Source organism: Prevotella sp. P3-92, assembly GCF_002251205.1.
Taxonomy (GTDB): domain Bacteria; phylum Bacteroidota; class Bacteroidia; order Bacteroidales; family Bacteroidaceae; genus Prevotella.
Map to the genome: position 1 here is coordinate 19,814 of NZ_NPJE01000062.1, position 23,034 is coordinate 42,847.

The following is a 23,034-nucleotide window of genomic DNA, read 5'->3' on the forward strand; positions in this document are numbered from 1 at the left end:
AAAACCATGAATTTCCCACTTTTCATAGCAAAACGCATCTATAGCGACAAAGGCGACCGCCGTAAAGTGAGCCGCCCAGCTATTCGTATTGCCATGATAGGCATCGCCATCGGTTTAGCGGTTATGATTGTCACGGTTTCGGTAGTGTTGGGATTCAAACACACCATTCGCGACAAAGTGGTGGGCTTCGGCAGCCATATCCGAGTGGAAAATTTCTTATCATCACAGTCTCCCATGCCCGCCCCAATTTGCATTGATGACTCGTTGTCAAATGCCATCAAGCACATACCGGGCGTCAAACATGTAGAACGTTATGCTTTGAGCCAAGGCATTCTCAAGACTGACGCAGATTTCATGGGTATTGCGCTCAAGGGCGTCGGAAGCGATTACGATGTCACATTTCTCAACAGCAACCTTACTGCTGGCACCCTGCCCAAATTCTCCAGCGAAAAGAGCAGTTACCAACTGGTCATATCGCAACAGATGGCCAACAAGCTCAATTTGAAGGTCAACGACCGCATCACCGCCTATTTCATCAGCTATGATAATGTACGCGCCAGAAAGTTTACCATTGCTGCCATCTATGCCTCTAATATGAGCCAGTTTGATGAAGTCATGTGCTTCACAGATCTCCCCACAGCCGTTCGTCTCAATAATTGGGAGAAAGACCAATGTAGTGGCGCAGAACTGCTTGTTGAGGATTTTAACAATCTCAACGCAACTGCCGACCGCGTCGTACAGCGCATCAACCGCCATACCGACCATTATGGTGAAATCCTCACCTCCCACACCATCTACGAATCGTATCCACAAATCTTTTCCTGGCTTTCATTGCTCGACATGAACGTATGGGTTATTCTGATACTCATGGTGTGCGTTGCATGCTTCACGATGATAAGCGGTCTGCTCATCATCATCCTCGAACGCACACAGATGATAGGCCTATTGAAAGCACTTGGAGCTCAGACAAAATCTATTCGCTATACCTTCCTGTGGTTTGCTGTCTTCATCGTGGGACAAGGCATGTTGTGGGGAAATATTCTGGGCATAGGCCTTGTCGTACTCCAACAAAAGACTGGTTTCGTCACACTTGACCCTGCCAACTATTATGTCAGCGAAGCTCCCATGGAATTAAACATCCCGTTAATAGTAGCTCTTAATGCTGCCACGCTATTGGTTACTATGGTCGTACTTTTAATACCTACCGTACTCATATCACGCATCCATCCGGCACGTTCCATGCGCTACGAGTAAGCCTTTGCATCATTTCTATTTCCCGTTTCTACAACAGTTACTTGACGCTATAGATAGAAATCTCCGGTCAATCGACGATAGGTTTCATCGCCCAACACCATTTCTTCAGACTCCATCCGTCTTGGCTTCTTCGTATAAGACAACAATACACGACGAGGCGGTTTCCGATCGGTGGTACGAAACATACAGATTCTGTGGGGGAACAGTCCGACTAAAATAGCAGCTTCGTCCATTAGCGACTTTACCTCAACAGGAATCACAACAGATATTTCCCCTTCTTCCGCCATAAGCCTCTCAGCCGACGCCATCAGTTCGGAAAAGGTCAACGTTTCCGCGTGTCGTGCCACAGTACGCTTATTATCAGGACATTGTAGCGAGTTGATAAAAAACGGCGGATTACATACAATAGCGTCATAAAGCGGTAAGGTCTGAGCATCATGAACGCAGCGATGAATAGGTTGCCATTCCTGCACTTTTGCTCTTGCAACGATGATGCGGTCGCTAAAGGGCGACTGCTCCACATTACGATGTGCTGTTTCAAAAGCATCATGGTCAATGTCAATGGCATCAATCTCGGCAGCAGGAAAACGCTGTGCCATCATCAAGGCAATGAGACCTGTGCCACATCCCACATCGAGGATACGATGACCTCCATTGGCCCAAGAACCAAGCAGAACACCATCGGTCCCAACCTTCATGGCGCAACCTTCTTGTACGACATCAAACTGACGAAAACTAAATCTGTCTTTCATAACGTTCTTGCTGTATAACGTTGCAAAATTACGAAAATCCATCGATAACGCCATCATATTGACCTTATTTAATACGCTCGCTGCTCGCTTATTCGTACCTCTGCAACATAGTTGCGAAGGTACTTTCGCTCGAAAACGAAAAGAAATGCGAGCTTTTCTTTTGCATTTTGCTCACTTTTTTCGTACCTCTGCAACATAGTTGCGGAGGTACTTTCGCTCGAAAACGAAAAGAAATGCGAGCATTTCTTTTGCATTTTGCTCGCTTATTCGTACCTTTACACCTTAAAACAAGTACTAACGAATACTAACGAAACACTAACAACACTATGACTATGAATTTGAAAATGGTGGCGACCACAATGGTGGCTTTGACCTTTGCCTGTAACACACAGGCACAATCACATGTGCTGCAGGTAAACACCAAGAAAACTGTGGCTCCCATACAATCCACCATGTACGGACTTTTCTTTGAAGACATCAACTATGCTGCCGACGGTGGACTCTATGGCGAACTCGTCAAAAACCGATCCTTCGAGTTTCCACAGCCACTCATGGGGTGGCAGACCTTCGGTCATGTCACTGTGGAAAACGACGGGCCTTTCGAACGTTGCCCACACTACGTCACACTCGCCTATCCCGGACACCGCGAGCGCCGGTCAGGACTCGTCAACGAGGGATATTTCGGCATCGGAGTGCTGAAAGGCGAAGACTACCGCTTCTCCGTATGGGCAAAAGCGCCCAACGGGGAGGCGCGTATCAAAGTGCAACTCATCGATGAAGGTACGCTTGAGGAACGACAGGATTTCGCCACGGCACATATCGACATCAACTCCAATGGATGGAAGCGCTATGAGGTGAAAATTCATTCACCCAAAACCGACAACAAAGCGCGACTGCGCATCTTCCTGGAAGGTCAGCAACCCGTGTCGCTCGAACATATCAGCCTCTTCCCCGTTAACACTTTCCGCAACAGAACCAACGGTATGCGACGCGACCTTGGACAGGCACTTGCCGATATTCATCCGGGGGTATTCCGATTCCCTGGCGGATGTATCGTTGAGGGCGAAGAACTTGCCAACCGCTATCAATGGAAGAATACCATCGGTCCCGTGGAAAACCGTCCGCTGAACCGCAACAGATGGGAGTTTACCTTTGAACATCGTTACTATCCCGACTATTTCCAAAGTGGCGGTCTGGGATTCTTCGAGTATTTCCAACTCTCTGAAGATATTGGTGCCGAACCATTACCTGTACTCAATGTGGGCATGGCGTGCCAGTATCAAAACTGGAACGATGCCAACGCCCACCAGCCTGTTGACCAACTCGATCCCTATATCCAGGATGCACTCGATCTCATAGAGTTTGCCAATGGCGACACAACCACCACATGGGGTCGCCAACGCGCAGAAATGGGCCATCCTGAACCATTCAACCTAAAGTTCATCGGAATAGGCAACGAGCAATGGGACTCAATGTATTACGAGCGCTTAAAACCATTTGTAACTGCCATCCGTAAGCACTATCCCAACATCAAGATAGTAGGTTCAAGCGGTCCCTATCCAGAGGGTGGAGAGTTTGACCGAGGCTGGGCAGAAATGCGTCGCCAGAAAGCCGATTTGGTGGATGAGCATTACTACCGCGACGAACAATGGTTCCTTCACAACGGACTGCGCTATGAGACCTACGACCGTCGTGGTCCTAAGGTCTTTGCGGGTGAATACGCCTGCCATGGAAAAGGAAAGAAATGGAACCACTACGAAACGTCACTCTATGAGGCAGCCTTCATGACCGATCTCGAGCGAAATGCCGACATCGTTCACATGGCCACCTACGCTCCCCTCTTCGCCCATATTGAAGGATGGCAGTGGCGCCCTGACATGATCTGGTACGACAATACGCGCATGTTTAAGACCACGAGTTATTACGTCCAGCAGATGTATGCCACACACAAAGGCACGCATGCGTTGCGCCTTACGATGAACGGCAAACCGGTGGCAGGACAAGACGGACAGGATGGTCTCTTCGCCAGTGCTGTTGCTGACAAAGCCAAGCACACCATTATCGTGAAGGTCATCAACACCAGCAATCAGCCCCAACCTGTCAGCATCCGCTTGCAAGACAGAAAATCAACCAATGACGTGCATACGCTGACACTCTGCCACACCGAGATGGACGAAGAGAACACCCTCGACAATCCCGACCTCATCTGTCCTGTTGCAGGCAAACTCGCTGCAAAAGCCGTCAAGGGTTCCGTCATCATCGACGACATCATACCAGCCAAGAGTTTCCGACTCTACGAAACTGCAGAATAACACAGCATACCCCTCAATAGCAATCAGACGATATGAAAGCATTTACCTATATTGAAAAAGGCAAGTTTGCCATGACCGACAAGCCACGCCCTTCAATCCAATCCCCCACCGATGCCATCGTGCGCGTCACCCTGGGCAGCATCTGTACCAGCGACCTGCACATCAAGCATGGTAGCGTACCCCGTGCCGTACCAGGCATAACCGTGGGCCACGAGATGGTGGGCATTGTAGAAGAGACGGGAAGCGAGGTAAAGGGTGTCAGCGTCGGCGACCGCGTGACGGTCAATGTAGAAACATTCTGCGGTGACTGCTTTTATTGTCGTCACGGTTATGTCAACAACTGCACCTCGCCCCACGGCGGATGGGCATTAGGCTGTCGCATTGACGGTGGACAGGCAGAATACGTGCGTGTTCCACTGGCGTCACAAGGCCTCAACCGCATCCCCGACAGTGTGACCGACGACCAAGCGCTGTTTGTTGGCGACATCCTCGCCACAGGCTTCTGGGCTGCACGCATCAGCGAGATAAGTCCCGACGACACCGTCCTCATCATCGGAGCAGGTCCCACGGGAATATGCACCCTACTCTGCGTCATGCTCAAGCATCCGAAGAATATCATCGTCTGTGAACAGTCGGAAGAACGACGCCGGTTCATCCGCAACAACTATCCCGATGTGTTGGTCACCACCCCCGAGGAGTGTTGCGACTTCACAGCTGCCCACAGCCTTCATGGAGGCGCCGACCGCGTGTTGGAAGTGGCAGGAGGGCCCGACACCTTCCAACTGGCCTGGCAGTGTGCCCGTCCCAATGCCATCGTCTCCATTGTGGCCCTCTACGATAAGCCGCAACTGTTGCCGTTACCCGACATGTATGGCAAGAACCTCACCTTCAAAACAGGTGGTGTAGATGGTTGCGACTGTGCCGAGGTGCTCCAACTGATCGCACAAGGCAAGATAGACACCACCCCGCTCATCACCCACCGTTTCCCGCTCAGCCGCATCGAAGAGGCTTATCGCATCTTCGAAAACAAGGAAGACAACGTCATCAAGATTGCCATTTATAACGATTAAAAGCAAGATTAAAAAACAACACAGATAACATGGACATGAAGAAAATCACAAATCCTTGGACCGGATTAAAAGGTTACAACTGCATCGGTTGCGCCCCCGACAACCCCTTCGGTCTTCACCTCTGCTTTTACGAAGACGGAGACGATATCGTCAGCAAATGGCAACCGTCTGCCAACTACCAAGGGTGGCTCAATACGTTGCACGGCGGCATCCAGGCATTACTTCTCGATGAGGTGTGCGGATGGGTCGTCACTCGCAAATTGCAAACGGCAGGTGTTACCTCAAAGATGGAGACACACTATAAGCACCCCGTATCAACCAACGATTCAGAGGTGACCGTGCGAGCCCATATCCGCGAGCAGAACCGAAATATCATCATCATCGATGCCACCCTCGCCGACTCTTCTGGCAAAATATGCACAGAAGCCACATGCACCTATTTTGCATTTCCGAGAGAAAAAGCCGAAAGAGACATGCACTTCAAACCCTGCGAAGTGGAGGAATGAAAATCCACCGCTGAGCACGTTTAGATAAAGCTATCCGGGAACACCAAAACGAAATAACTATGATAAAACAGATTCTTTGCGCATCGGCACTCTCTTTGACTGCCGCTGCCGTTCATGCACAACAGATGCATTATCCTACGCCACCTACCGACAATACCATCGACGAGTATTTCGGAGTGAAGGTGTCTGACCCCTATCGTCCACTCGAAAACGACACCAGCGCAGCAACGGCAGCATGGGTCAAAGCAGAAAACGCAGTGACCAATGCCTATCTGGCCAAGATTCCACAGCGCGCCAAATATCTTAAACGGTTGCGCCAGGTTGTCAACTACGAGAAAGTCTATGCCCCATTCAAGAAGAATGGCAAATGGTACGTTTATCGCAACAACGGACTGCAAAACCAGTCGGTGCTCTATCAGATGGACCAGTTGGGTGGTGAACAGCGCGTCTTTCTCGATCCAAACAGTCTCAGTACCGACGGAACCGTTGCGGTAAAGGACATTTCCTTCTCCAACGACGGACGCTATTTTGCCTACGTCATTTCGCGTAGCGGCAGCGACTGGGAAGAAATCTATGTCAAGGATGTGGCAACCGGAAAACTCCTTGACGACCATATCGTATGGGCAAAATTCACCAATGCCACATGGCGAGGCGACGGTTTCTATTACAGTGCCTACGATGCACCTGAGAAGGGCCTTGAGACCTCAGCGAAGAACGAGGTACAGAAAGTTTATTACCACCGCATCGGCACCCCTCAGAGCGATGATGTGCTGTTCTATCAAAACCCGGCACAACCCCTGCGCTTCTACGGTGTAGGACTCAACGACGAGGAGACGCTGATGTTTCTTACCGAGTCTGGCATGGACCAAGGCTACAACCTCTATGTGCGCGACCTCCGTGTGGCAGACTCGCAGTTTATCCAGATGACAGCAGACGCCAGTAAGACCTATTCGCCTGTAGAGATGATCGGCGATTCCATCTATATCCTCACCAACCAAGGTGCTCCACGCTACCGCTTGATGGTGGCTGACGTGCGTAAACCCGGCATGACCGACTGGCATGAAGTGGTAGGTGAGCAAGACGGTGTGCTTCAGGATGTGCTTTTTCTGCCCGCTGACCGCATGATTCTTACCTACTCTAAAGACAACTGTACCGAGGCATGGCTCTATTCTGTCAAGGGAGAGCGTCTCAGCCGCATCGAGTTGCCAACCTTTGGTAGCGCCTCATTCAGCGGCAGCCGCAAACAGGATGAGTGCTTCTTCAGTTTCACCTCCTATACCGTTCCTACCACCATCTATCGTTTCGATCCTGCCACAGGCAAGAGTCAGGTAGAAAGTCAGCCCAAGGTCAACGTCCGTCTTAACGACTATACCACAGAGATGGTATTCTGTACCAGCAAGGACGGCACCAAGGTGCCTCTGTTCCTCACCTACCGTAAAGGTCTCAAGCGCAACGGCAAGAATCCTGTCATGCTCTATGGCTATGGAGGTTTCAACATTTGCTATCCCCCATCGTTCTCACCCATGCGCATTCCCTTCTTGGAGAATGGCGGCATCTATGCCTATGCAGCGCTCCGTGGTGGCGGTGAGTATGGTGAGTCATGGCATTTGGCAGGTACAAAACTGCAGAAGCAGAATGTGTTTGACGATTTCATCTCAGCAGCCGAGTGGCTCATCAGCGAGAAATATACCGATTCCAACCATCTTGCCATCTATGGCGGTAGCAATGGAGGCTTGCTGGTAGGAGTTTGTATGACTCAGCGTCCCGACCTCTACCGTGTCTGCATCCCAGCAGTGGGAGTGATGGATATGCTGCGCTATCATAAGTTCACCATCGGTTGGAACTGGGCTCCCGATTACGGTACAAGCGCCGACAGTCCTGAGATGTTTGAGTATCTCAAGGGCTATTCCCCCCTCCATACTTTGAAGCCAGGTGTGAGCTATCCTTCCACTCTTGTCACGACAGCCGACCATGACGACCGTGTTGTTCCTGCCCATTCGTTCAAGTTTGCAGCCCGTCTGCAGGAGTGTCAGAGTGGCAAGTCGCCAGTGTTGATCCGTATCGACAGCAAGGCAGGACATGGCAGTGGTAAACCTCTTGCCAAACAGATGGAAGAGCAGGCAGACATCTTCGGTTTCTTGCTTCATGAAATGGGTGTGAAGATGAAGTAACGTCTGTTTACCGCATCTATCCTGCGGTGATTATTTTTGAAACATTCAACTCTGAAGGTGGAGATTGGATTTCATCCTTCGTTTTCTCGCCATGGCAGACCTCGAACGAGTTCGGGTCTGCTCATCTGGCTTAACGAAAACGTTCTTTGAGTGCCATAATCAGGTAGATTTAATAACAATATATTATCACTTTCCTAACATTGTGTATGGATAAAAATCGTACATTTCCGACATCATAAGAGCAAAACCAATGTCAATTCCAAGCGTTATAGTTTGACAGTTGACAGTTTCCGAAAACGATTTTTTTTGCGTTACAGTTACAGTATTACAGTTTTGAAAAGCAAAATCGTACATACACAGCAATGCTTTCACGGATTTAACAGTTGGCAAGTGGAACTGGAACCAGTTCCCCTGTTTCCGCTCCCCTAAAAACATGTTGTTTAACACCTTTTCCATATATGAACCATTATGAACTTGTATAATACCACTTCTTTTCCTACCTTTGCAAAGTAAATGAAACTAGCTGTTCCAGATACACCTATGAAAAAGTAATCATATAAAACGAAGAAATCATGAAACAGAAGAAGTATTTAGCAATCGTAGGGAACATGCTCCTCGCATTAACCGCATGTTCCGGTGGAGGTTCAGAATTAGGCCCTACACCTAGTCCAACCCCTTCAGCAAAAGTACCTATCAACATCAGCACTTCGATAACCCGTGCTACTGATTTGGCTTTTGAAACGGGAGACCAGATAGGATTGTTTGTTGTCAACCATCAAGCCGATGGCTCTGCCGCAACACTTCAAACGACAGGTAACTATATAGACAACACGAAATTTACTTATGATGGAACCTGGAAGGCTGCAACTCCAACCTACTGGAAAGACAACAGCACCCACGCTGATTTCTACATTTATTATCCATATACAGCCACTATCAGCAACATAGAGGCGATGCCTTGGACCGTAAATGCTGACCAGAGCACAACGGAAAAATACAAGGCTAGCGAACTTCTGATAGGCAAGACTACAGATGCGGCTCCTACAGAAAGCGCCGTGAAGATAGAAGCCAAGCACGTGTTGAGCCAGATAATCATCAACCTCGTGGCAGGAAACGGATTTACAGAGGCTTCGCTTGCTGCAGCCAAGATTAGCGTAAAGATCAACCGTCTGAAGACACAGGCTACAGCCAATCTTTCTACAGGTGCCGTAACAGCCCAGGGTGATGATACAAACCTCATTCCGCTCAAGGAAGAAGGCAACAGCTACATGGCGCTCATCATTCCGCAAGCCGTAGGCGATGGAAATCTCATTACCGTAAATGTTGACGGCAGAGATTTCAATCTCCCTAAGTCATCCCAGTTTTCCGCTTTCGAGGCTGGCAAGAAGTATAAGTTTACCGTTACGCTCAGCAAGACCAGCAACGGCGTGAATGTAAATATCAGCAAGTGGGAAGACGACGGTATTGACTATGGCGGAACAGCTGAATAACAGAACAGACGATTTTCTATCTAGAAATAATACGAGATGATCTTTCTGACTGAGAAAGGCCATCTACCCAAAAAGAATTATTTATGAAAAAAGTAAAACATTCCTTATTATATCTGCTTGCGGCAGGAGCCATGCTCCTGACGGGCTGTAGCGAAGACTTCATCGGCGACAAGACCGAGCAGCACGACAGCAACCGCATCCGGCTTTCTGGCGATATCGACCAGCTTGCCGTAACCCGCGTCAACGACAACGGTTTCTGCAACGGCGACGTGATGGGTGTTTACATCGTAGATTACGAAGGAAACAAGCCTGGAACCCTGAAGGTAAACGGCAACCGTGGCGATAATGTGCGCCACACTTTCGATGAGCCTAACTATAAGTGGAACTCCGCTTATGACCTTTTCTGGAAAGACAAGCATACGCATATTGATGTGTATGGTTACTATCCGTTTGCCAACCCAGAGAGCATCGAAGATTATCAGTTTGAAGTTCAGAAAGACCAGAGCAAGGCTACCGAGAATGGCGAAATGGGTGGCTACGAAGCGAGCGATTTTCTCTGGGGCAAGGTGTCAGATGTGGCTCCTACCACCAGCGTAATCCGTTTGCCTATGGCGCATCGCATGTCTAATGCCCGCGTTACCCTGATTCAAGGTTCCGGTTTTGCCGAGGGCGAATGGGCGAATCTGGAGAAGATTGTTCTGACAGCCAACGTAGCCCGCAAGGCAAGCATCAACCTTTCTACTGGCGAAATCAAGACTGCAGGTGCTGTAGAGAACACCATGACCATCCCATCTCGTACTAACGACGAGTGGCGCACCATCGTGGTTCCTCAAACCGTGTCAGCCGGCACAACTCTCTTCAGCATCACCATCGGCGGCGTACCTTATAAATTCGTTAAGAACGAGGCACTTACCTATGTGGCTGGCAAGATGATGAACTTCGGCATCAAGGTAGATAAGCAGGCAGGAAGCGGCGCTTATAAACTTACTTTGATAAGCGAAAGCATCACTCCTTGGGAGAATGATCTCGTGAGCCATGATGCAACAGCAAAGGAGTATATTGTTATCAACTCTACTCCTGGTGGTTTGAAGAATGCCATTACTGCGGCTAATAAGGACTATACCAAAATTAAGAATCTGAAGATTACAGGTGAGATTAATGCCAAGGATTTCTATTTTATGAGAGATTCTATGGACATTTTGCAGGCCTTGAATCTTAAAGATGTAAGAATCATTGGTACAAATGAACACGTAAATGACGGATGGAGTGAGTGTGTCAACAAAGATGATCAAATACCACACTTTGCTTTTTCGGGAAATAGAGGAGAAGGTAAAAGTAGCCTAACATATATTGTTTTACCAGATAGATTAAAATCTATCGGAACAAGAGCCTTTTTTAAATGTGGATATCTATCAGGATCTTTAAATATTCCAGAAGGTGTTGTAGATATTCAACAAGGTGCTTTTACTGGGTGTAAATCATTGACGGGCTCATTGTCATTACCATCAACTCTCATATATATAGGAAATGATGACCAAGGCAACCATGAAGATATCGACTACTCTTGTGGAACTTTCGCAGGTTGTGGTTTTGTAGGAGAACTGAATATACCAGAAGGAGTAAAAGAAATACGAGGATATGCTTTCGACAACTGCAAAGGTTTTTATGGAAATTTAAAATTACCAAACAACTTGGAAAAATTGGGAGAACATTCTTTCTTCTTATGCAAGAATTTAACAGGTACCTTAACTATTCCTCAAAAAATAAAAATCATTCCTAATGAATGTTTTACCGGATGCGGTTTTGATGGAACCTTAACCTTGCCAAATGGTGTTACCTCTATAGGAAACTCTGCATTCGGTGATTGTCATTTCAAAGGAGAACTATCGCTGCCTAAAGATTTACGAATCATCAACAACAATGTCTTTAGCAACAATGATTTTTCAGGTGAACTAAAATTACCTAAGAATATTAGTGTCATTGGTGAAAAAGCATTTGCTTATAATTGGCGTTTAATGGGTACTCTCGAATTTCCAGAAGGCATTCAATCTATTGGCGCAGGAGCTTTTGCACATTGTCGCAGTCTCGAAGGACTTATTTTTCCAGAAAGTCTAGAGAATATTCGTTGGGAATCAAGTTGGACTGAAGATGGTGGAGCTTTCCAAGGTTGTTACGGAATAAATAGTATTGTCTGTAAAGGAGATTTGCCTGCTTGCGTACAAACTGGTGCCTTTGAAGGCGTAGCCAAGGATAACTTCACTCTCGAAGTACCTGAATCTGCCATTTCCCAGTATCAGGCAGCACCAGGCTGGTGCGACTTCAAGCGAATCGCAGCTCACCACGAGCTCGTTTGCCGACCATCTGTTGCCTGCGCCTTAAGCACGGAGCATAAGCAGAAACTGGTGATTAACGCCGAGGGCGAATGGGAAGTAGCCAGCAAGCCAGACTGGTGTGAGGTTTCTCCTGCCAGCGGCAACAAGAAAACAGAAGTTACTTTGACCATCAAGGGAATGGCTAAGAATGCTGACAGCCGTGATGGAAAGGTGGTATTCCGCCTGAAAGACAAAGACTACACCCACGAATGTAGCGTTTCGCAGTATGGTTATGAATATGGCGAGGACGAATGGATTACCCTACAGAAGGCTACCAAGGGCAATAATGGTGGAATCAACATCGTTCTGCTCGGCGACGGCTTTAGCGCAAAGGATATTGCCAGCGGCAAATATCTGAAGGATATCAAGCAGGAAGTAGAGTATTTCTTCGGTATTGAGCCTTACAAGACTTACCGTGATTACTTCAACGTTTATACCGCCATTCCGCTTTCTACGGAATCGGGCGTAGGAACCGTGAACACCATCCGCTACAACCGATTCAATACCACCTTTACCGGTGGCGTAGGATTAAAGGCAGATTATGACGAAGTATTCGATTATGCTCTGGGCGCTCCAACCGTCAACAAGGGCAATCTGAATCAGACGCTGATTATCATCGTTCCTAATTCTACCGATTACGGCGGCATCTGCCAGATGTGGGAAGACGGTTCGGCTATTGCCTTCTGTCCTCAGAGTACCTACGGTTATCCGCTCGATACCCGTGGCGTCATCCAGCATGAGGCAGGCGGACACGGATTCGGAAAGTTGGGCGATGAATACATTTATCACAACGCCTTCATCGACTTCTGCGACTGCACCTGCTGCGAACACGTTTTTGAATTCAAAGCAGCCAAGTCACTCGGCTGGTACGACAACCTGGAACTTACCGGCAAGATGCATAGCGTAGGCTGGAGTCATCTGATTTTCGACGACCGATATAGCGACATCGTAGACATCTACGAAGGAGGCTATATGCACAATCGAGGCGTCTTCCGTTCGGAGCCGAACTCCTGCATGAACAACGATATTCCTTACTACAGCACCATCAGCCGTGAGAGTATCGTGAAGCGCATCAAGGCTTATGCCGGAGAAACCTACAGTTTCGAAGATTTCGTGAAGAACGACAAGCGGGATGCGGGAATCGTACAAAGCCGTGCTTTCGGCGGCAATGGCGACCAACGCACATCCGGAACCTACCAGCATGCTCCTATCTTCCATAAAGGCAGTCCGCTGAAAATGGCAAAGGTTAGAAAGCATCGCTAAGAGCGAAGGCAAGGTAAATCAGAATATGGACCATTAAAACAAGAAAAAAATGAAGAAACATATAATAAGATACGCCAGTTTTGCGTTGGCTATATTAGGAATAGTTTCATGTAGCGAGGAGGTGGAAACAATCTCCCACTTCAAGGATGCCCAATCTACGCCGATGACTTTTGCCGTAAACTATCCCGGCCAGAGCCGTGCCACGGCAACCAGTTTCGAGTCAAACGACAAGATAGGTCTCTACGTGGCAGAAAGCAAGGCTCCACTCGAAATAGGCGGCAATCTCGTGAACAACGAAGCGCTCACCTACGATGGCAGCAAATGGGAAGCCGCCCGTACCCTCTATTGGGACGAAGGCACTTACAACGCCTACGCTTACTACCCATACATACAGGGCGTAAGCAGCACGACAGACCAGCCTTTCAGCGTAGCCCTCGACCAGAGTATCCCGAAGACGGCAACTGCACTTGGCGGTTACGAGGCAAGCGACCTGCTCTTTGCCACCAGCAAGGACATCCAGGCATCCAACTCCCCTATCAGCCTCAATTTCAAGCACATCATGAGCAAGCTCAAGATACGCCTGATCAAGGGCGAAGATTTTGAGGGAGACATGCCTACCCATGCCCAGGTAACCATCCACAGCACGGTACCTACAGCCACCATCGACCTTCAGGCAGGCGTAGCAACCCGTTATGTGAAAGGAACCCAGCAGAGCATCATCGCCCATCAGGAGAGCGACTACATCTACTCGGCCATCATCGTGCCTCAACGCATCGAAAACCGAAGACCACTCATCGAAGTAGTAATGAAAGGTGTAAGTTATCTCTTCGAGAGCAGATTCTGGTTTAAACCCGGAACCGAACATCTTGTCAACTTCATTATTTCTGACAACCCAGACCAGGTGAAGATAGAGATAGGCGGCGAGATTCAGAACTGGGGGAAATAAATAAGAAAGCCTTTCTCCCGAAGGGCTATGAATGATAAGAATACAGAGAATTATAAATGAAGAAGACGGTATTGATATTATCCCTTCTAGCACTCCTTCTCGGCGGATGGGTGGCAGCCTTGTGGCTGCTGCCCTCTGCCGTTTATAAAGGCGACTGTCAGGAAATCCGATACGGAGTGAACGAAGGACTGGAACTTGTAGAACAGGACAACGGTGCGAAAGGCAAGCGATACGTGGTAGAAGATGCAGACGGTAACGAGCTGTTTACCATCCCTTTGCGTGGCTGTCTGCTAGACACCCGTTTCCGCAACGGGCAGCTCCGGTTCCGCGAGCAAAACTCTAAGAGAGAGGGATTTATCGACCGCCAGGGTATGGTAGTATTCACAGAAGACAGTAAATATGCGGTTCCGGAAGCCAACAGGCAGCAGGCGCAGATGCTGATGAACGGAGAGACGGAAGAAGGCACGAAGAGTGCGACTGATTACCAACCGGTAGAACAGGCAAGCAGGCAAGCGAAGGCATCAAAAGCAGGAAAGACCAGCCATCTTTCGCAGGTAGATCTCAAGACGATGGCGCAGTCGAATCCTTTCTACAAGGAAGCCTCGAAAATCATGCAGGGCAAACTCACAGAGACCGATGCCAGACGCCGCCACACCATCCTCAACTACTGCGAACATTTCCGCACAGCCTATACCACCAAGGATCTTGATTTTCTGAAACAGGTGTTTAGCGACAAGGCACTCATCATCGTAGGAAACGTGGTAAAACCAGTAGCCAACGACAACAAGTGTCAGGCTGAAGCAAAAGTAACCTACGCCATTCACTCGAAGAAAGACTATATTTCAAGACTGGCGAAGGTATTTACAGTCAACCAAAAGATAGACCTGAAATTCTCGGGATTCCGCATCATGCGCCATCCTACGATGGACGGCATTTACGGCGTCACCCTCCGGCAGCAATACAAGAGCGACCGCTACGCAGACGACGGCTATCTCTTTCTGATCTGGGATTTCCGCAACCCGTCCATGCCGCTCATCCACGTGCGTACCTGGCAACCGGCAGGAACCGTACATAGCGGAGACGATGTAATCAGTATACAAGACTTTAATTTAGAATAATATGATGGCAGTTAGGAGTGAGAAGTTAAGAGTTGGTGGTTTTAGACTCACGATACTCTTATTCATATTAAGCCTGTGGTCGGCATCCGTCCAGGCACAAGAGTTTTCGGTAGCAGGTTTCCGTCTGTTGCCCAACGACGTGAGTGCCTTTATCACCCCCGTACGCGACCTCAACGATGACCCTTGTGCCCTGGTGAAGGTAGAAGCACCCTCCGACTTTGCCTTCTCCACCCCGCTCGGAATCGTATCGCGAAAAGATAAAGTGGGCGAAATCTGGCTCTATCTTCCTAAAGGCTCCAAACTGCTTACCATCAAGCATCCGGAATGGGGCGTGCTCCGCGATTACCGGTTCAGCGAACCGCTGGAAAACAGAATGACCTACGAGCTGAAACTGAAACTGCCCAAGCCTACTCCTATCATCCAGGAGAAGCACGACACCATCGTAGAGGTAAAGACGGTAATAGATACGATTGCCATCCCACAAGTACGTAAGAAGATGCCACTCGCCCTCTACACGCTCGCCACGCTATCCCTTCATGAAGACGGACCGTCCTATGGTCTCTTCTTCGCCCTGATGCGCCGCCACGGTTTCTTTATCCATGCCAGCAGCAACCTCAAGAGCATAGGCAGCACAGAGGGAACCTGCAACAAAGAAGGTTTAACGCCGGGCAGCAGCATCAAACCTTATTATACAGGCAGTACACGCCACCAGAACTACACCTTTACCGCTGGAGCCATCCACCACATCACGCATGGCTTCTGTCTCTTCGAAGGCGTAGGCTACGGCAAAGCCGCTACAGCCTGGCAACAGACCGAGAGCAGCGGAGGCGGATACCTGCTCAACGAAGAGCTTACCCACAAAGGCTTCGCAGCCCAGCTGGGTGTGCTCGCCTCGTTCAACAGAGTGAGCATCGCAGCCTCAGCCATCACCATCGCCGGAAAACAATGGCAGGGCAGCATCGGCATAGGTATTAAAATAGGAAAACAAAAGAAGTAAGAAATGAACATAAAAAGCATATTACGCAACATCAGATTTCTTGCCCTCCTGATAGGAAACATGATGATGGCAGGGTGCAGCAATAGCGATAAGCCTGCCTATCTGGAGCCGCATCTGATAACCACAGAGGCGACCCATATCACCCGAACAGAGGCTACCCTCAACGGATCAGCTACCATAGAGGGAGAAACAGAAATGCCGAAACTTCTGTTCAGATACGGCACTTCGGAGAGCATGGATCTCAATACCAGCGAGGTTCATGCCCAGGGAGCTGACGTCTCGCTGGTTCTGACGGGGCTCAAAGCGGGCACTACCTATTATTATATGCTGCAGGGCAACAACGGCCGAATAACCACAACCAGCAACATGATGAGTTTCAACACTCTACCCAATATGAGTCCGAAACTTACATCGGCCACGCTCTTGAGCCACGGACCGATGAGCGCTTTCGTAAGTTACGAAATAACCGATGATGGCGGCGAACCGATGACCGAAACCGGATGCTACGTTTATCAGACCGGCGAGCCGGAGAACAAGCAGAAATACATCATAGAAAACTTTGACGGAAAGGAGGGCAAGATCAAGTTGCGTATCGGAAATCTGGAGCGGAATGCCCACTACGAGTTTCAGCCTTTCGCCCGGAATACGGTAGGAGAAACCATAGGAACCGCCATCAAATATGATACGAGCGACGCCATTACGCTAAACGAAACAGGCGAACTGACCCAGCTGATGGGCAACCATCTTTACGATTATACCCAGCTGACCATAGCCGGAACCCTGAACGGCGAAGACCTCAGTTGTCTGAGATTGATGATGGGGCGCGACAATAATAATGCATCCACCCCAGGCAAGCTCTCAGATATAGTCCTTACCGACGTTCACCTCGCAGCAGGCGGAATGGTAGGTCCTTATCATCACGAAGCTGCAGAAAACCAGATTGTGCAAGGCACATTTGCCGGTTGCGAGAAGCTCACCCACGTAGTTCTCCCAGCCGATGCAACCACCATCGGGAAAGATGCGTTTGCCGATTGCACTTCGCTCCGCGAGATAGAGATTCCTGCCTCAGCAGACAGCATTCTCCCTTCCAGCGGATGCACGGCGCTCGAAGCCCTTACGGTTTCGCCTGCCAACGCTTACTACAAGAGTCAGGACGGCGTGCTGCTGAATGCAGAAGGCAACAAAATCGTCTGGTTTCCGATGGGCAAGAAGGGCAAATACACCCTTCCTTCCACCTTTACCTCCATTGGTGCCTACGCCTTCAAGGAATGCAGCATCGAGGTGTTTTATCTGTCAGACAACGTCAAAACATTAGGTCAAGGCGCCTTCATGGACAGCCAGATAAAGGAAATACATCTCGGGGCAGGCATCAAGCTGATTCCTACGGGCGTTTTCCAAGGCTGCAGGAAGCTCACGAAAGTATATCTGGGAGCAAAAACCGAACATATCAGCAACTACGCTTTCGATGAATGTCCGCTTACCGACCTCTATGTTTCTGCTTCCATGATACCTTACTGCGAAGAAAACGCCTTCTCCAACAAGGTAACCAACCTCTTCACCACCTGCGTGGTCCACATTCCTGCAGGCATGAAAAAGGGGTATCAGAACCATAAGATATGGGGCAAATTCACCCATATCGTTGAAGAATAAAATTGTCGAACATTCATACTGTTAAAGAATAAATTATGACAACACCAGAAATAGAAGAGCTCAAATCGCTCGTAGAACAGAAATATGGCAAGATTCTTGCCACGACAACCGACTTCGAAGAGTTTTCACTCTATCTGGAGAAGAAAACATGTGGAACTATTTCTCCATCCACCCTCAAACGACTCTATGGATACGTGAGCGACAATCATAAGCCGCGCATGGTAACCCTCGATGTGCTTTCCCAATACATCGGGCATAAGAACTACATGGAATTTACCCATTGGCTCAAGACCAGCACCAAGTACAACAGTTCTTTCTTCAAGGCAAGCCAGCTGGTAAGTAGCGATTTACAAGAAGGTACTCTTGTTTCTATCGGTTGGAGTCCCAACCGTCTGCTGCAGCTCCGCTATCTGGGCGACAGCACCTATGAAATAGAGAAATCAGAGAACAGCAAACTGCAGCCTGGCGACCGCTTCGTAACAGGCTGTTTCATCAAGGAGCAGCCCCTCTTCCTGCCCTACATCGAGCGTGGCGGCGAGCGTACAGCCTCGTTCGTAGCCGGCAGAAACGGCGGACTTACCGTCATCAGCATCAACGAGAAATAAAATAACAGTAATCAAGAAAAAGAGGAATCCGTGAGCATGGAAGAAACTGAAGAAAAGAAGAAGAAAACGACATCGGGATTTACCGAGGATATCAGCAAGGAGATGAGCAATTCAAACCCCTTGCCTGTGGAGGATGCATTCAGCAATCTCCACCAATGCTACGTGTCTATTTCGGGCCATACACGCATCTTTACAGCCACCAAATACGGCAAGCGTTTCATGTTGAAATGTCTCAAGAACGATTTTCTCTACACCCCTATTTACCGCCAGGCACTCGCCAAGGAGTTTGAAATAGGTCAGCAGCTGGAACATCCCAATATCTGCCGTACCATCGACCTGGAAAAGGTTGACAACCTAGGCACGGTAGTTGTGATGGAATATATTGACGGCGATAATCTGGAACAGCTCATCAAGAAGAATGCCCTCTCGGCAGAACTTGCCCACAAGATAGCAGGACAGCTGATGGATGCACTGGAATACATGCACAACAAACAGATGATTCATCGCGATCTGAAGCCTTCCAACATCATGATTACACATAACGGACAGAACGTGAAGCTCATCGATTTCGGTCTCTCGGATAGCGATTCTTTCTGCGTATTGAAATCGCCAGCCGGAACTTCGGGCTATATTGCTCCCGAACAGATGTTGCCGGGAGCCAAGGCTGAACCGCGTGCCGATATTTATTCTCTGGGCATGGTTCTGGGCGACATGGCCAAGGCTACGGGCGATAAGGCGCTCAGCAAGATGGCAGAAATCTGTAGTTGCCGCGACCCGCAAAGCCGTCCGCAGAATATCGTCCAACTGCGCCAGCGCCTGTCCTGTACGCCCCGTTACCGCCACGCCTCCCTCCTGCTCTGTGCCCTCATCATCGCCCTACTGGCAGCCCTGGCCGGGAGCTATTATCATCTGGAGAAGAATGCCCAAGAACCTGCATCTTCGGCAAGCGACAGCATTCAGCCCAACGACAATAAGGTAATCGACTATCAGCTTTGGGGTAAATAAAGCAGGAACAGACCCTGGGTTTGACATCCGTGCCTACAACAATACCAAGGCACGAATTGGTCTGAATATCATCCGCCACACTATGGCGATTATCAACGAAGAAAACAAAAACTCAAAGATCCGTTTCGATATTCATAATAATAATGGATGCAGCGCTATGCTTACGGTTCAGAGACACTTGAAAGCACTATAAAGTAAATATTTCACAAATTTAAACTATTATTCTATAAATTAGATACTTATGAAAACAATTATTATAGACAATGAGATTCTCTCCATCGAAACTTTGAGTCGCATGCTCTTGGAATATGACGATATTGAAGTGGTGGGTAGTGCCTGCAACACCATGGTGGCAGAAGGACTGATCAAGGCAGCTTCTCCTGACCTCGTCTTTCTTGATGTAGAACTGCCGGGCATGTCGGGAGTGGATTTCATCCGCGAGGTGAAACGTCTGACGCAAGGACGCTGCCGGGTGGTGATGTACACCGGACATAAGGACTCGATGCTTTCTTCGTTTCGTAACGAGGCATTCGACTTTCTACTCAAACCCGTTGACCGCGACGAACTCTCGGCGATGATTCAGCGCTTACGCCTCCATATCGAATCCTCCAACCAGAAGGCGCCTGACAACAATCCTGCCGACATCAACAGTACTGTACGGCGCGACCGCGAAAAACTGATTTTCAATACCAACTTCTCTGACTTTCGAGTGGTTTCCATTGCCGACATCGGACTCTTTTACTACAATAGTGATCAGCGAATCTGGGAAGTCGTTGTGTCGGGATGTGAAGAACCCATACGCCTGAAACGTAACGTCAACTGTGAAACATTGCTCGCCCTCGACCCTTGTTTTGTACAGGTGAGCCAGCGCTTTGTCATCAATATCAACTGTTTGATGGAAGTGTGCGACAATGTCTGTCGCCTCTATCCACCCTTCGACCATATTAATAATGTCAAGGTGGCGCGGCTCTATCGCAAGAAACTCATCAGTCGGTTTAACACCATTTGAACCACTATTGCCGACAAAAAGAACTTGTCAGAGGGTCTATGTCATCATTCCTAAGCGTTACAAATAACAGATAACAGTTAACAGTTTCCAAAAACGATTTTTTTGCGATTCAAGCGTGACAATATAACAGTATTACAGTTTTTGGAAAGCTAATCGCACATACACAGCAATGTTTTCACGGATTTAACAGTTGGCAAGTGGAACAGGAACCAGTCCCCCTGTTTCCAAGTCTCGAAAAAATCAAATTCGTATAACTCATTGAATACTATCAATTTAAATCATGTCCAAGATTTTTTCTTTGGACAGCAGTGAATCTTTAACTAAAATCTCTGACCAAAATGCGCTCGAGTACCTCGATTCTGGAAAGAATTTTATTATGGATCGCCTACGGTTCGAATTTTTGGAGAAGCGAGAGCAGAGAATAAATCCAAAAATTTATTCTTTGCCGAGTCGTGACAAAAATAACCTATAGGTAAATGAAAACAAAATCTTTAGAATAATCTTCAACTAGAATCGTTTCCGTGTCCTCTGTGTGTTCCGTGGATAAGAAAAATTTCCGTGCGACATTACACCATTCATATATCTCAACACAACAAAATAGTATACAAGGTAATTGTTTTATACATTTGACCACAAAATTCACTCGCCAACCAAGCAATTATCGTTCGCTTCTCGTTGACTTCTCGTTCGTTCCTCGTTCGTCTCTCGTTGTGCTTTCGTTCGTTATTCGTTAGCCGATCGAGGACATAACGAATACCGAACGAGAAAACAGCGAAATGACAACGAGAAGACGACGAAAAGACGACGAGAACAAATCGAAACGGGGACGAGAAGCAAACAAAACAAACTACAGACCACAATCACCAACTATTATACCCGTTTTTGGCCATTTACATGGCGCGTGCTGCAAATCAACCCATCAGGCAGTACACCCTAAGCTCAAGACAAAACAAATGGCTGTAATAGTCTCTTTTTAACAACACAAAATCTGAAACTGCTCGCGCGCGAACCTATAAGTACCTGGCGAAGCCCTTTACACCCTACCACATACTATCACCCCCTGAACCAAAACACAGCCAGGTCATTTTTACCCGTGTCATAACATACAGCCAAGACCGTCAGACACACATCTAAAAGCAACATAACAAACTGCATATCAAATACATACAGAAATAAAATACAGCTAACCAGTAAGAATGGGACACCAATCTACAACAGTCCAAACAGATTTACAGACAAAATGCATCAAAAATGATACAAACATTTACAGAAAGTAGCATTTTCACTACCTATCACAGCAAAGGGCAGGAGTCTCCTGTGAGAGTCCAGCCCTTTTATGTGATTAGAAATAATGAAGTCTTGTGATCAGAAACCTATCAAGGCTTCACCTTGAGTTGTTTTTTAATAGAGATTGATTGTCTGTTGCATGAGTTTACTTATCTGCAATTCTTCTCGTCTTTAGTATCAGCGTTACTCGTTTATTGTTATTTTCCTGGATTGAAACGAGAAAAGCAAGTGTAAAATCGAGAATAACTCTTAATTGGCTTTCCCTCCGGCCGCCGAACATTGCCGAAATCAGCAATTATGCTACATTTGTGTGCTCATCTTCTTTAGAGGATGCGATGGTGGTGGGAACGTCAGCGATGATAGGAACGGAGCTTGATAGCATCGTGAATCAACACACGGATAAGTTCTGCAATCCCGTCGTGTTACTTAGAACAAATTCCGTTGCCCGTGATTCATCCGAGATCCACTTCTTTCAGGCGTTAGGCAATGCCCATGCTGAGCGCACAGAAAAAAAAAAGAGAACCATTGCTGATTCTCTTTGTGATTCCGGCGGGATTCAAACCCACAACCTTCTGATCCGTAGTCAGATGCTCTATTCAGTTGAGCTACGGAACCTCTCGTGGCGCCTCATTTCTCAATTGCGGGTGCAAAGGTACTATATTTTTTTCAGACTACCAAACTTTTTTGCCTTTGAATTTTGCCAGTTTTTATTTATAGGTTTGATTCCTGTCCAGATGCGCACGGACAAGTAGCTGATTCATTGCATCTTCCGTATTGAAATCATAACATCTGACTGAATAGAGATGTGTACGACGTCTTCAAGACATAAACCGCATAGAAACAAAACAGAAACAAAAAAAAGAGAACCATTGCTGATTCTCTTTGTGATTCCGGCGGGATTCAAACCCACAACCTTCTGATCCGTAGTCAGATGCTCTATTCAGTTGAGCTACGGAACCTCTCGGGTGCCTCATTTCTGAATTGCGAGTGCAAAGGTACTATGTTTTTTTCACTCGACCAAACTTTTTGGGATTTTTTTTCAAAAAAAGGTGCATTTTCCTTGGTTTTCCTGCCATTTCTTAGCCTTTTTACACCTGTTTTTCAAAGGAGAGAGAGACAATTATGCAAAATGATCCTCAACAACTGCGAGACAAAAAACGCTGTGCCCCACCCTTGCCTCTTGATTTATATAGATGAATTTAGGTATGATAGATTACAATTAGAAGA

The 23,034-nt window shown here is 47.8% G+C and carries 15 protein-coding genes and 2 tRNA genes; 14 read left to right on the forward strand and 3 right to left on the reverse strand.

What is annotated here, in order from left to right:
- Positions 1-6 precede the first annotated feature (6 nt).
- Positions 7-1,254 (forward strand): ABC transporter permease, encoded by a 1,248-nt coding sequence (locus CIK93_RS10510; protein WP_094447332.1) that lies wholly within the window; start codon positions 7-9, stop codon positions 1,252-1,254.
- Positions 1,255-1,301: 47 nt separating this feature from the next.
- Here CIK93_RS10510 and CIK93_RS10515 read toward each other — a convergent pair whose 3' ends face one another.
- Complete coding sequence (locus CIK93_RS10515; RefSeq protein WP_094389444.1) at positions 1,302-2,006, reverse strand: tRNA1(Val) (adenine(37)-N6)-methyltransferase; 705 nt, start codon at positions 2,004-2,006, stop codon at positions 1,302-1,304.
- A gap of 332 nt (positions 2,007-2,338) precedes the next feature.
- Here CIK93_RS10515 and CIK93_RS10520 point away from each other — a divergent pair, with 332 nt between their 5' ends.
- The 13 genes from CIK93_RS10520 to CIK93_RS10585 all read left to right on the forward strand — a co-directional run bounded on the left by CIK93_RS10520 (position 2,339) and on the right by CIK93_RS10585 (position 20,520).
- Positions 2,339-4,318 carry an alpha-L-arabinofuranosidase C-terminal domain-containing protein gene (locus CIK93_RS10520; RefSeq protein ID WP_094447333.1) on the forward strand — a complete coding sequence of 660 codons (1,980 nt, stop codon included), beginning with the start codon at positions 2,339-2,341 and terminating at the stop codon, positions 4,316-4,318.
- 32 nt (positions 4,319-4,350) lie between these two features.
- The gene (locus CIK93_RS10525) at positions 4,351-5,388 is read left to right on the forward strand and encodes an alcohol dehydrogenase (protein ID WP_094447334.1); all 1,038 of its coding nucleotides are present in this window, start codon (positions 4,351-4,353) and stop codon (positions 5,386-5,388) included.
- A 35-nt stretch (positions 5,389-5,423) separates the two neighbouring features.
- Positions 5,424-5,894 carry a PaaI family thioesterase gene (locus CIK93_RS10530; RefSeq protein ID WP_094447402.1) on the forward strand — a complete coding sequence of 157 codons (471 nt, stop codon included), beginning with the start codon at positions 5,424-5,426 and terminating at the stop codon, positions 5,892-5,894.
- A gap of 59 nt (positions 5,895-5,953) precedes the next feature.
- Positions 5,954-8,065: a prolyl oligopeptidase family protein gene (locus tag CIK93_RS10535; RefSeq protein WP_094447335.1), complete on the forward strand. Its 2,112-nt coding sequence runs from the start codon at positions 5,954-5,956 to the stop codon at positions 8,063-8,065.
- A gap of 572 nt (positions 8,066-8,637) precedes the next feature.
- Entirely contained in the window at positions 8,638-9,555 is a 918-nt protein-coding gene (locus CIK93_RS10545) for a fimbrillin family protein (RefSeq protein WP_094447337.1), read from the forward strand.
- An 83-nt stretch (positions 9,556-9,638) separates the two neighbouring features.
- A complete protein-coding gene (locus CIK93_RS10550; RefSeq protein ID WP_094447338.1) occupies positions 9,639-13,190 on the forward strand; it encodes a fimbrillin family protein in 3,552 nt (1,183 codons plus the stop codon).
- A gap of 49 nt (positions 13,191-13,239) precedes the next feature.
- On the forward strand, positions 13,240-14,136 hold the full coding sequence (locus CIK93_RS10555) for a fimbrillin family protein (protein WP_094447339.1): 897 nt from the start codon (positions 13,240-13,242) through the stop codon (positions 14,134-14,136).
- Between the two features lie 56 nt (positions 14,137-14,192).
- Complete coding sequence (locus CIK93_RS10560; protein WP_094447340.1) at positions 14,193-15,254, forward strand: hypothetical protein; 1,062 nt, start codon at positions 14,193-14,195, stop codon at positions 15,252-15,254.
- A gap of 1 nt (position 15,255) precedes the next feature.
- Entirely contained in the window at positions 15,256-16,251 is a 996-nt protein-coding gene (locus tag CIK93_RS10565) for a hypothetical protein (protein ID WP_094447341.1), read from the forward strand.
- A 3-nt stretch (positions 16,252-16,254) separates the two neighbouring features.
- Complete coding sequence (locus CIK93_RS10570) at positions 16,255-17,901, forward strand: leucine-rich repeat domain-containing protein (RefSeq protein WP_094447342.1); 1,647 nt, start codon at positions 16,255-16,257, stop codon at positions 17,899-17,901.
- Between the two features lie 35 nt (positions 17,902-17,936).
- Positions 17,937-18,506, forward strand: a complete 570-nt coding sequence (locus tag CIK93_RS10575; RefSeq protein WP_094389434.1) for a hypothetical protein — start codon at positions 17,937-17,939, stop codon at positions 18,504-18,506.
- A gap of 36 nt (positions 18,507-18,542) precedes the next feature.
- Positions 18,543-19,511 carry a serine/threonine-protein kinase gene (locus CIK93_RS10580; protein WP_094447343.1) on the forward strand — a complete coding sequence of 323 codons (969 nt, stop codon included), beginning with the start codon at positions 18,543-18,545 and terminating at the stop codon, positions 19,509-19,511.
- Between the two features lie 241 nt (positions 19,512-19,752).
- Complete coding sequence (locus CIK93_RS10585; RefSeq protein WP_094436012.1) at positions 19,753-20,520, forward strand: LytTR family DNA-binding domain-containing protein; 768 nt, start codon at positions 19,753-19,755, stop codon at positions 20,518-20,520.
- 1,828 nt (positions 20,521-22,348) lie between these two features.
- On the opposite strand, the gene CIK93_RS10595 is transcribed toward CIK93_RS10585, so the two are convergent.
- Both CIK93_RS10595 and CIK93_RS10600 read right to left on the reverse strand, forming a co-directional pair.
- Positions 22,349-22,422 (reverse strand) — tRNA-Arg (locus CIK93_RS10595).
- Between the two features lie 270 nt (positions 22,423-22,692).
- Positions 22,693-22,766: transfer RNA gene (locus CIK93_RS10600), tRNA-Arg, on the reverse strand.
- Positions 22,767-23,034 lie beyond the last annotated feature (268 nt).

Bases quoted from the DNA above. Each gene is read 5' to 3' on its own strand.
- CIK93_RS10535 (WP_094447335.1), top strand. From the start codon at position 5,954: ATGATAAAACAGATTCTTTGCGCATCGGCACTCTCTTTGACTGCCGCT.
- CIK93_RS10555 (WP_094447339.1), top strand. From the start codon at position 13,240: ATGAAGAAACATATAATAAGATACGCCAGTTTTGCGTTGGCTATATTA.
- CIK93_RS10520 (WP_094447333.1), top strand. From the start codon at position 2,339: ATGAATTTGAAAATGGTGGCGACCACAATGGTGGCTTTGACCTTTGCC.
- CIK93_RS10570 (WP_094447342.1), top strand. From the start codon at position 16,255: ATGAACATAAAAAGCATATTACGCAACATCAGATTTCTTGCCCTCCTG.
- CIK93_RS10560 (WP_094447340.1), top strand. From the start codon at position 14,193: ATGAAGAAGACGGTATTGATATTATCCCTTCTAGCACTCCTTCTCGGC.
- CIK93_RS10530 (WP_094447402.1), top strand. From the start codon at position 5,424: ATGAAGAAAATCACAAATCCTTGGACCGGATTAAAAGGTTACAACTGC.
- CIK93_RS10580 (WP_094447343.1), top strand. From the start codon at position 18,543: ATGGAAGAAACTGAAGAAAAGAAGAAGAAAACGACATCGGGATTTACC.
- CIK93_RS10565 (WP_094447341.1), top strand. From the start codon at position 15,256: ATGATGGCAGTTAGGAGTGAGAAGTTAAGAGTTGGTGGTTTTAGACTC.
- CIK93_RS10550 (WP_094447338.1), top strand. From the start codon at position 9,639: ATGAAAAAAGTAAAACATTCCTTATTATATCTGCTTGCGGCAGGAGCC.
- CIK93_RS10585 (WP_094436012.1), top strand. From the start codon at position 19,753: ATGAAAACAATTATTATAGACAATGAGATTCTCTCCATCGAAACTTTG.
- CIK93_RS10545 (WP_094447337.1), top strand. From the start codon at position 8,638: ATGAAACAGAAGAAGTATTTAGCAATCGTAGGGAACATGCTCCTCGCA.
- CIK93_RS10515 (WP_094389444.1), bottom strand. From the start codon at position 2,006: ATGAAAGACAGATTTAGTTTTCGTCAGTTTGATGTCGTACAAGAAGGT.
- CIK93_RS10525 (WP_094447334.1), top strand. From the start codon at position 4,351: ATGAAAGCATTTACCTATATTGAAAAAGGCAAGTTTGCCATGACCGAC.
- CIK93_RS10575 (WP_094389434.1), top strand. From the start codon at position 17,937: ATGACAACACCAGAAATAGAAGAGCTCAAATCGCTCGTAGAACAGAAA.
- CIK93_RS10510 (WP_094447332.1), top strand. From the start codon at position 7: ATGAATTTCCCACTTTTCATAGCAAAACGCATCTATAGCGACAAAGGC.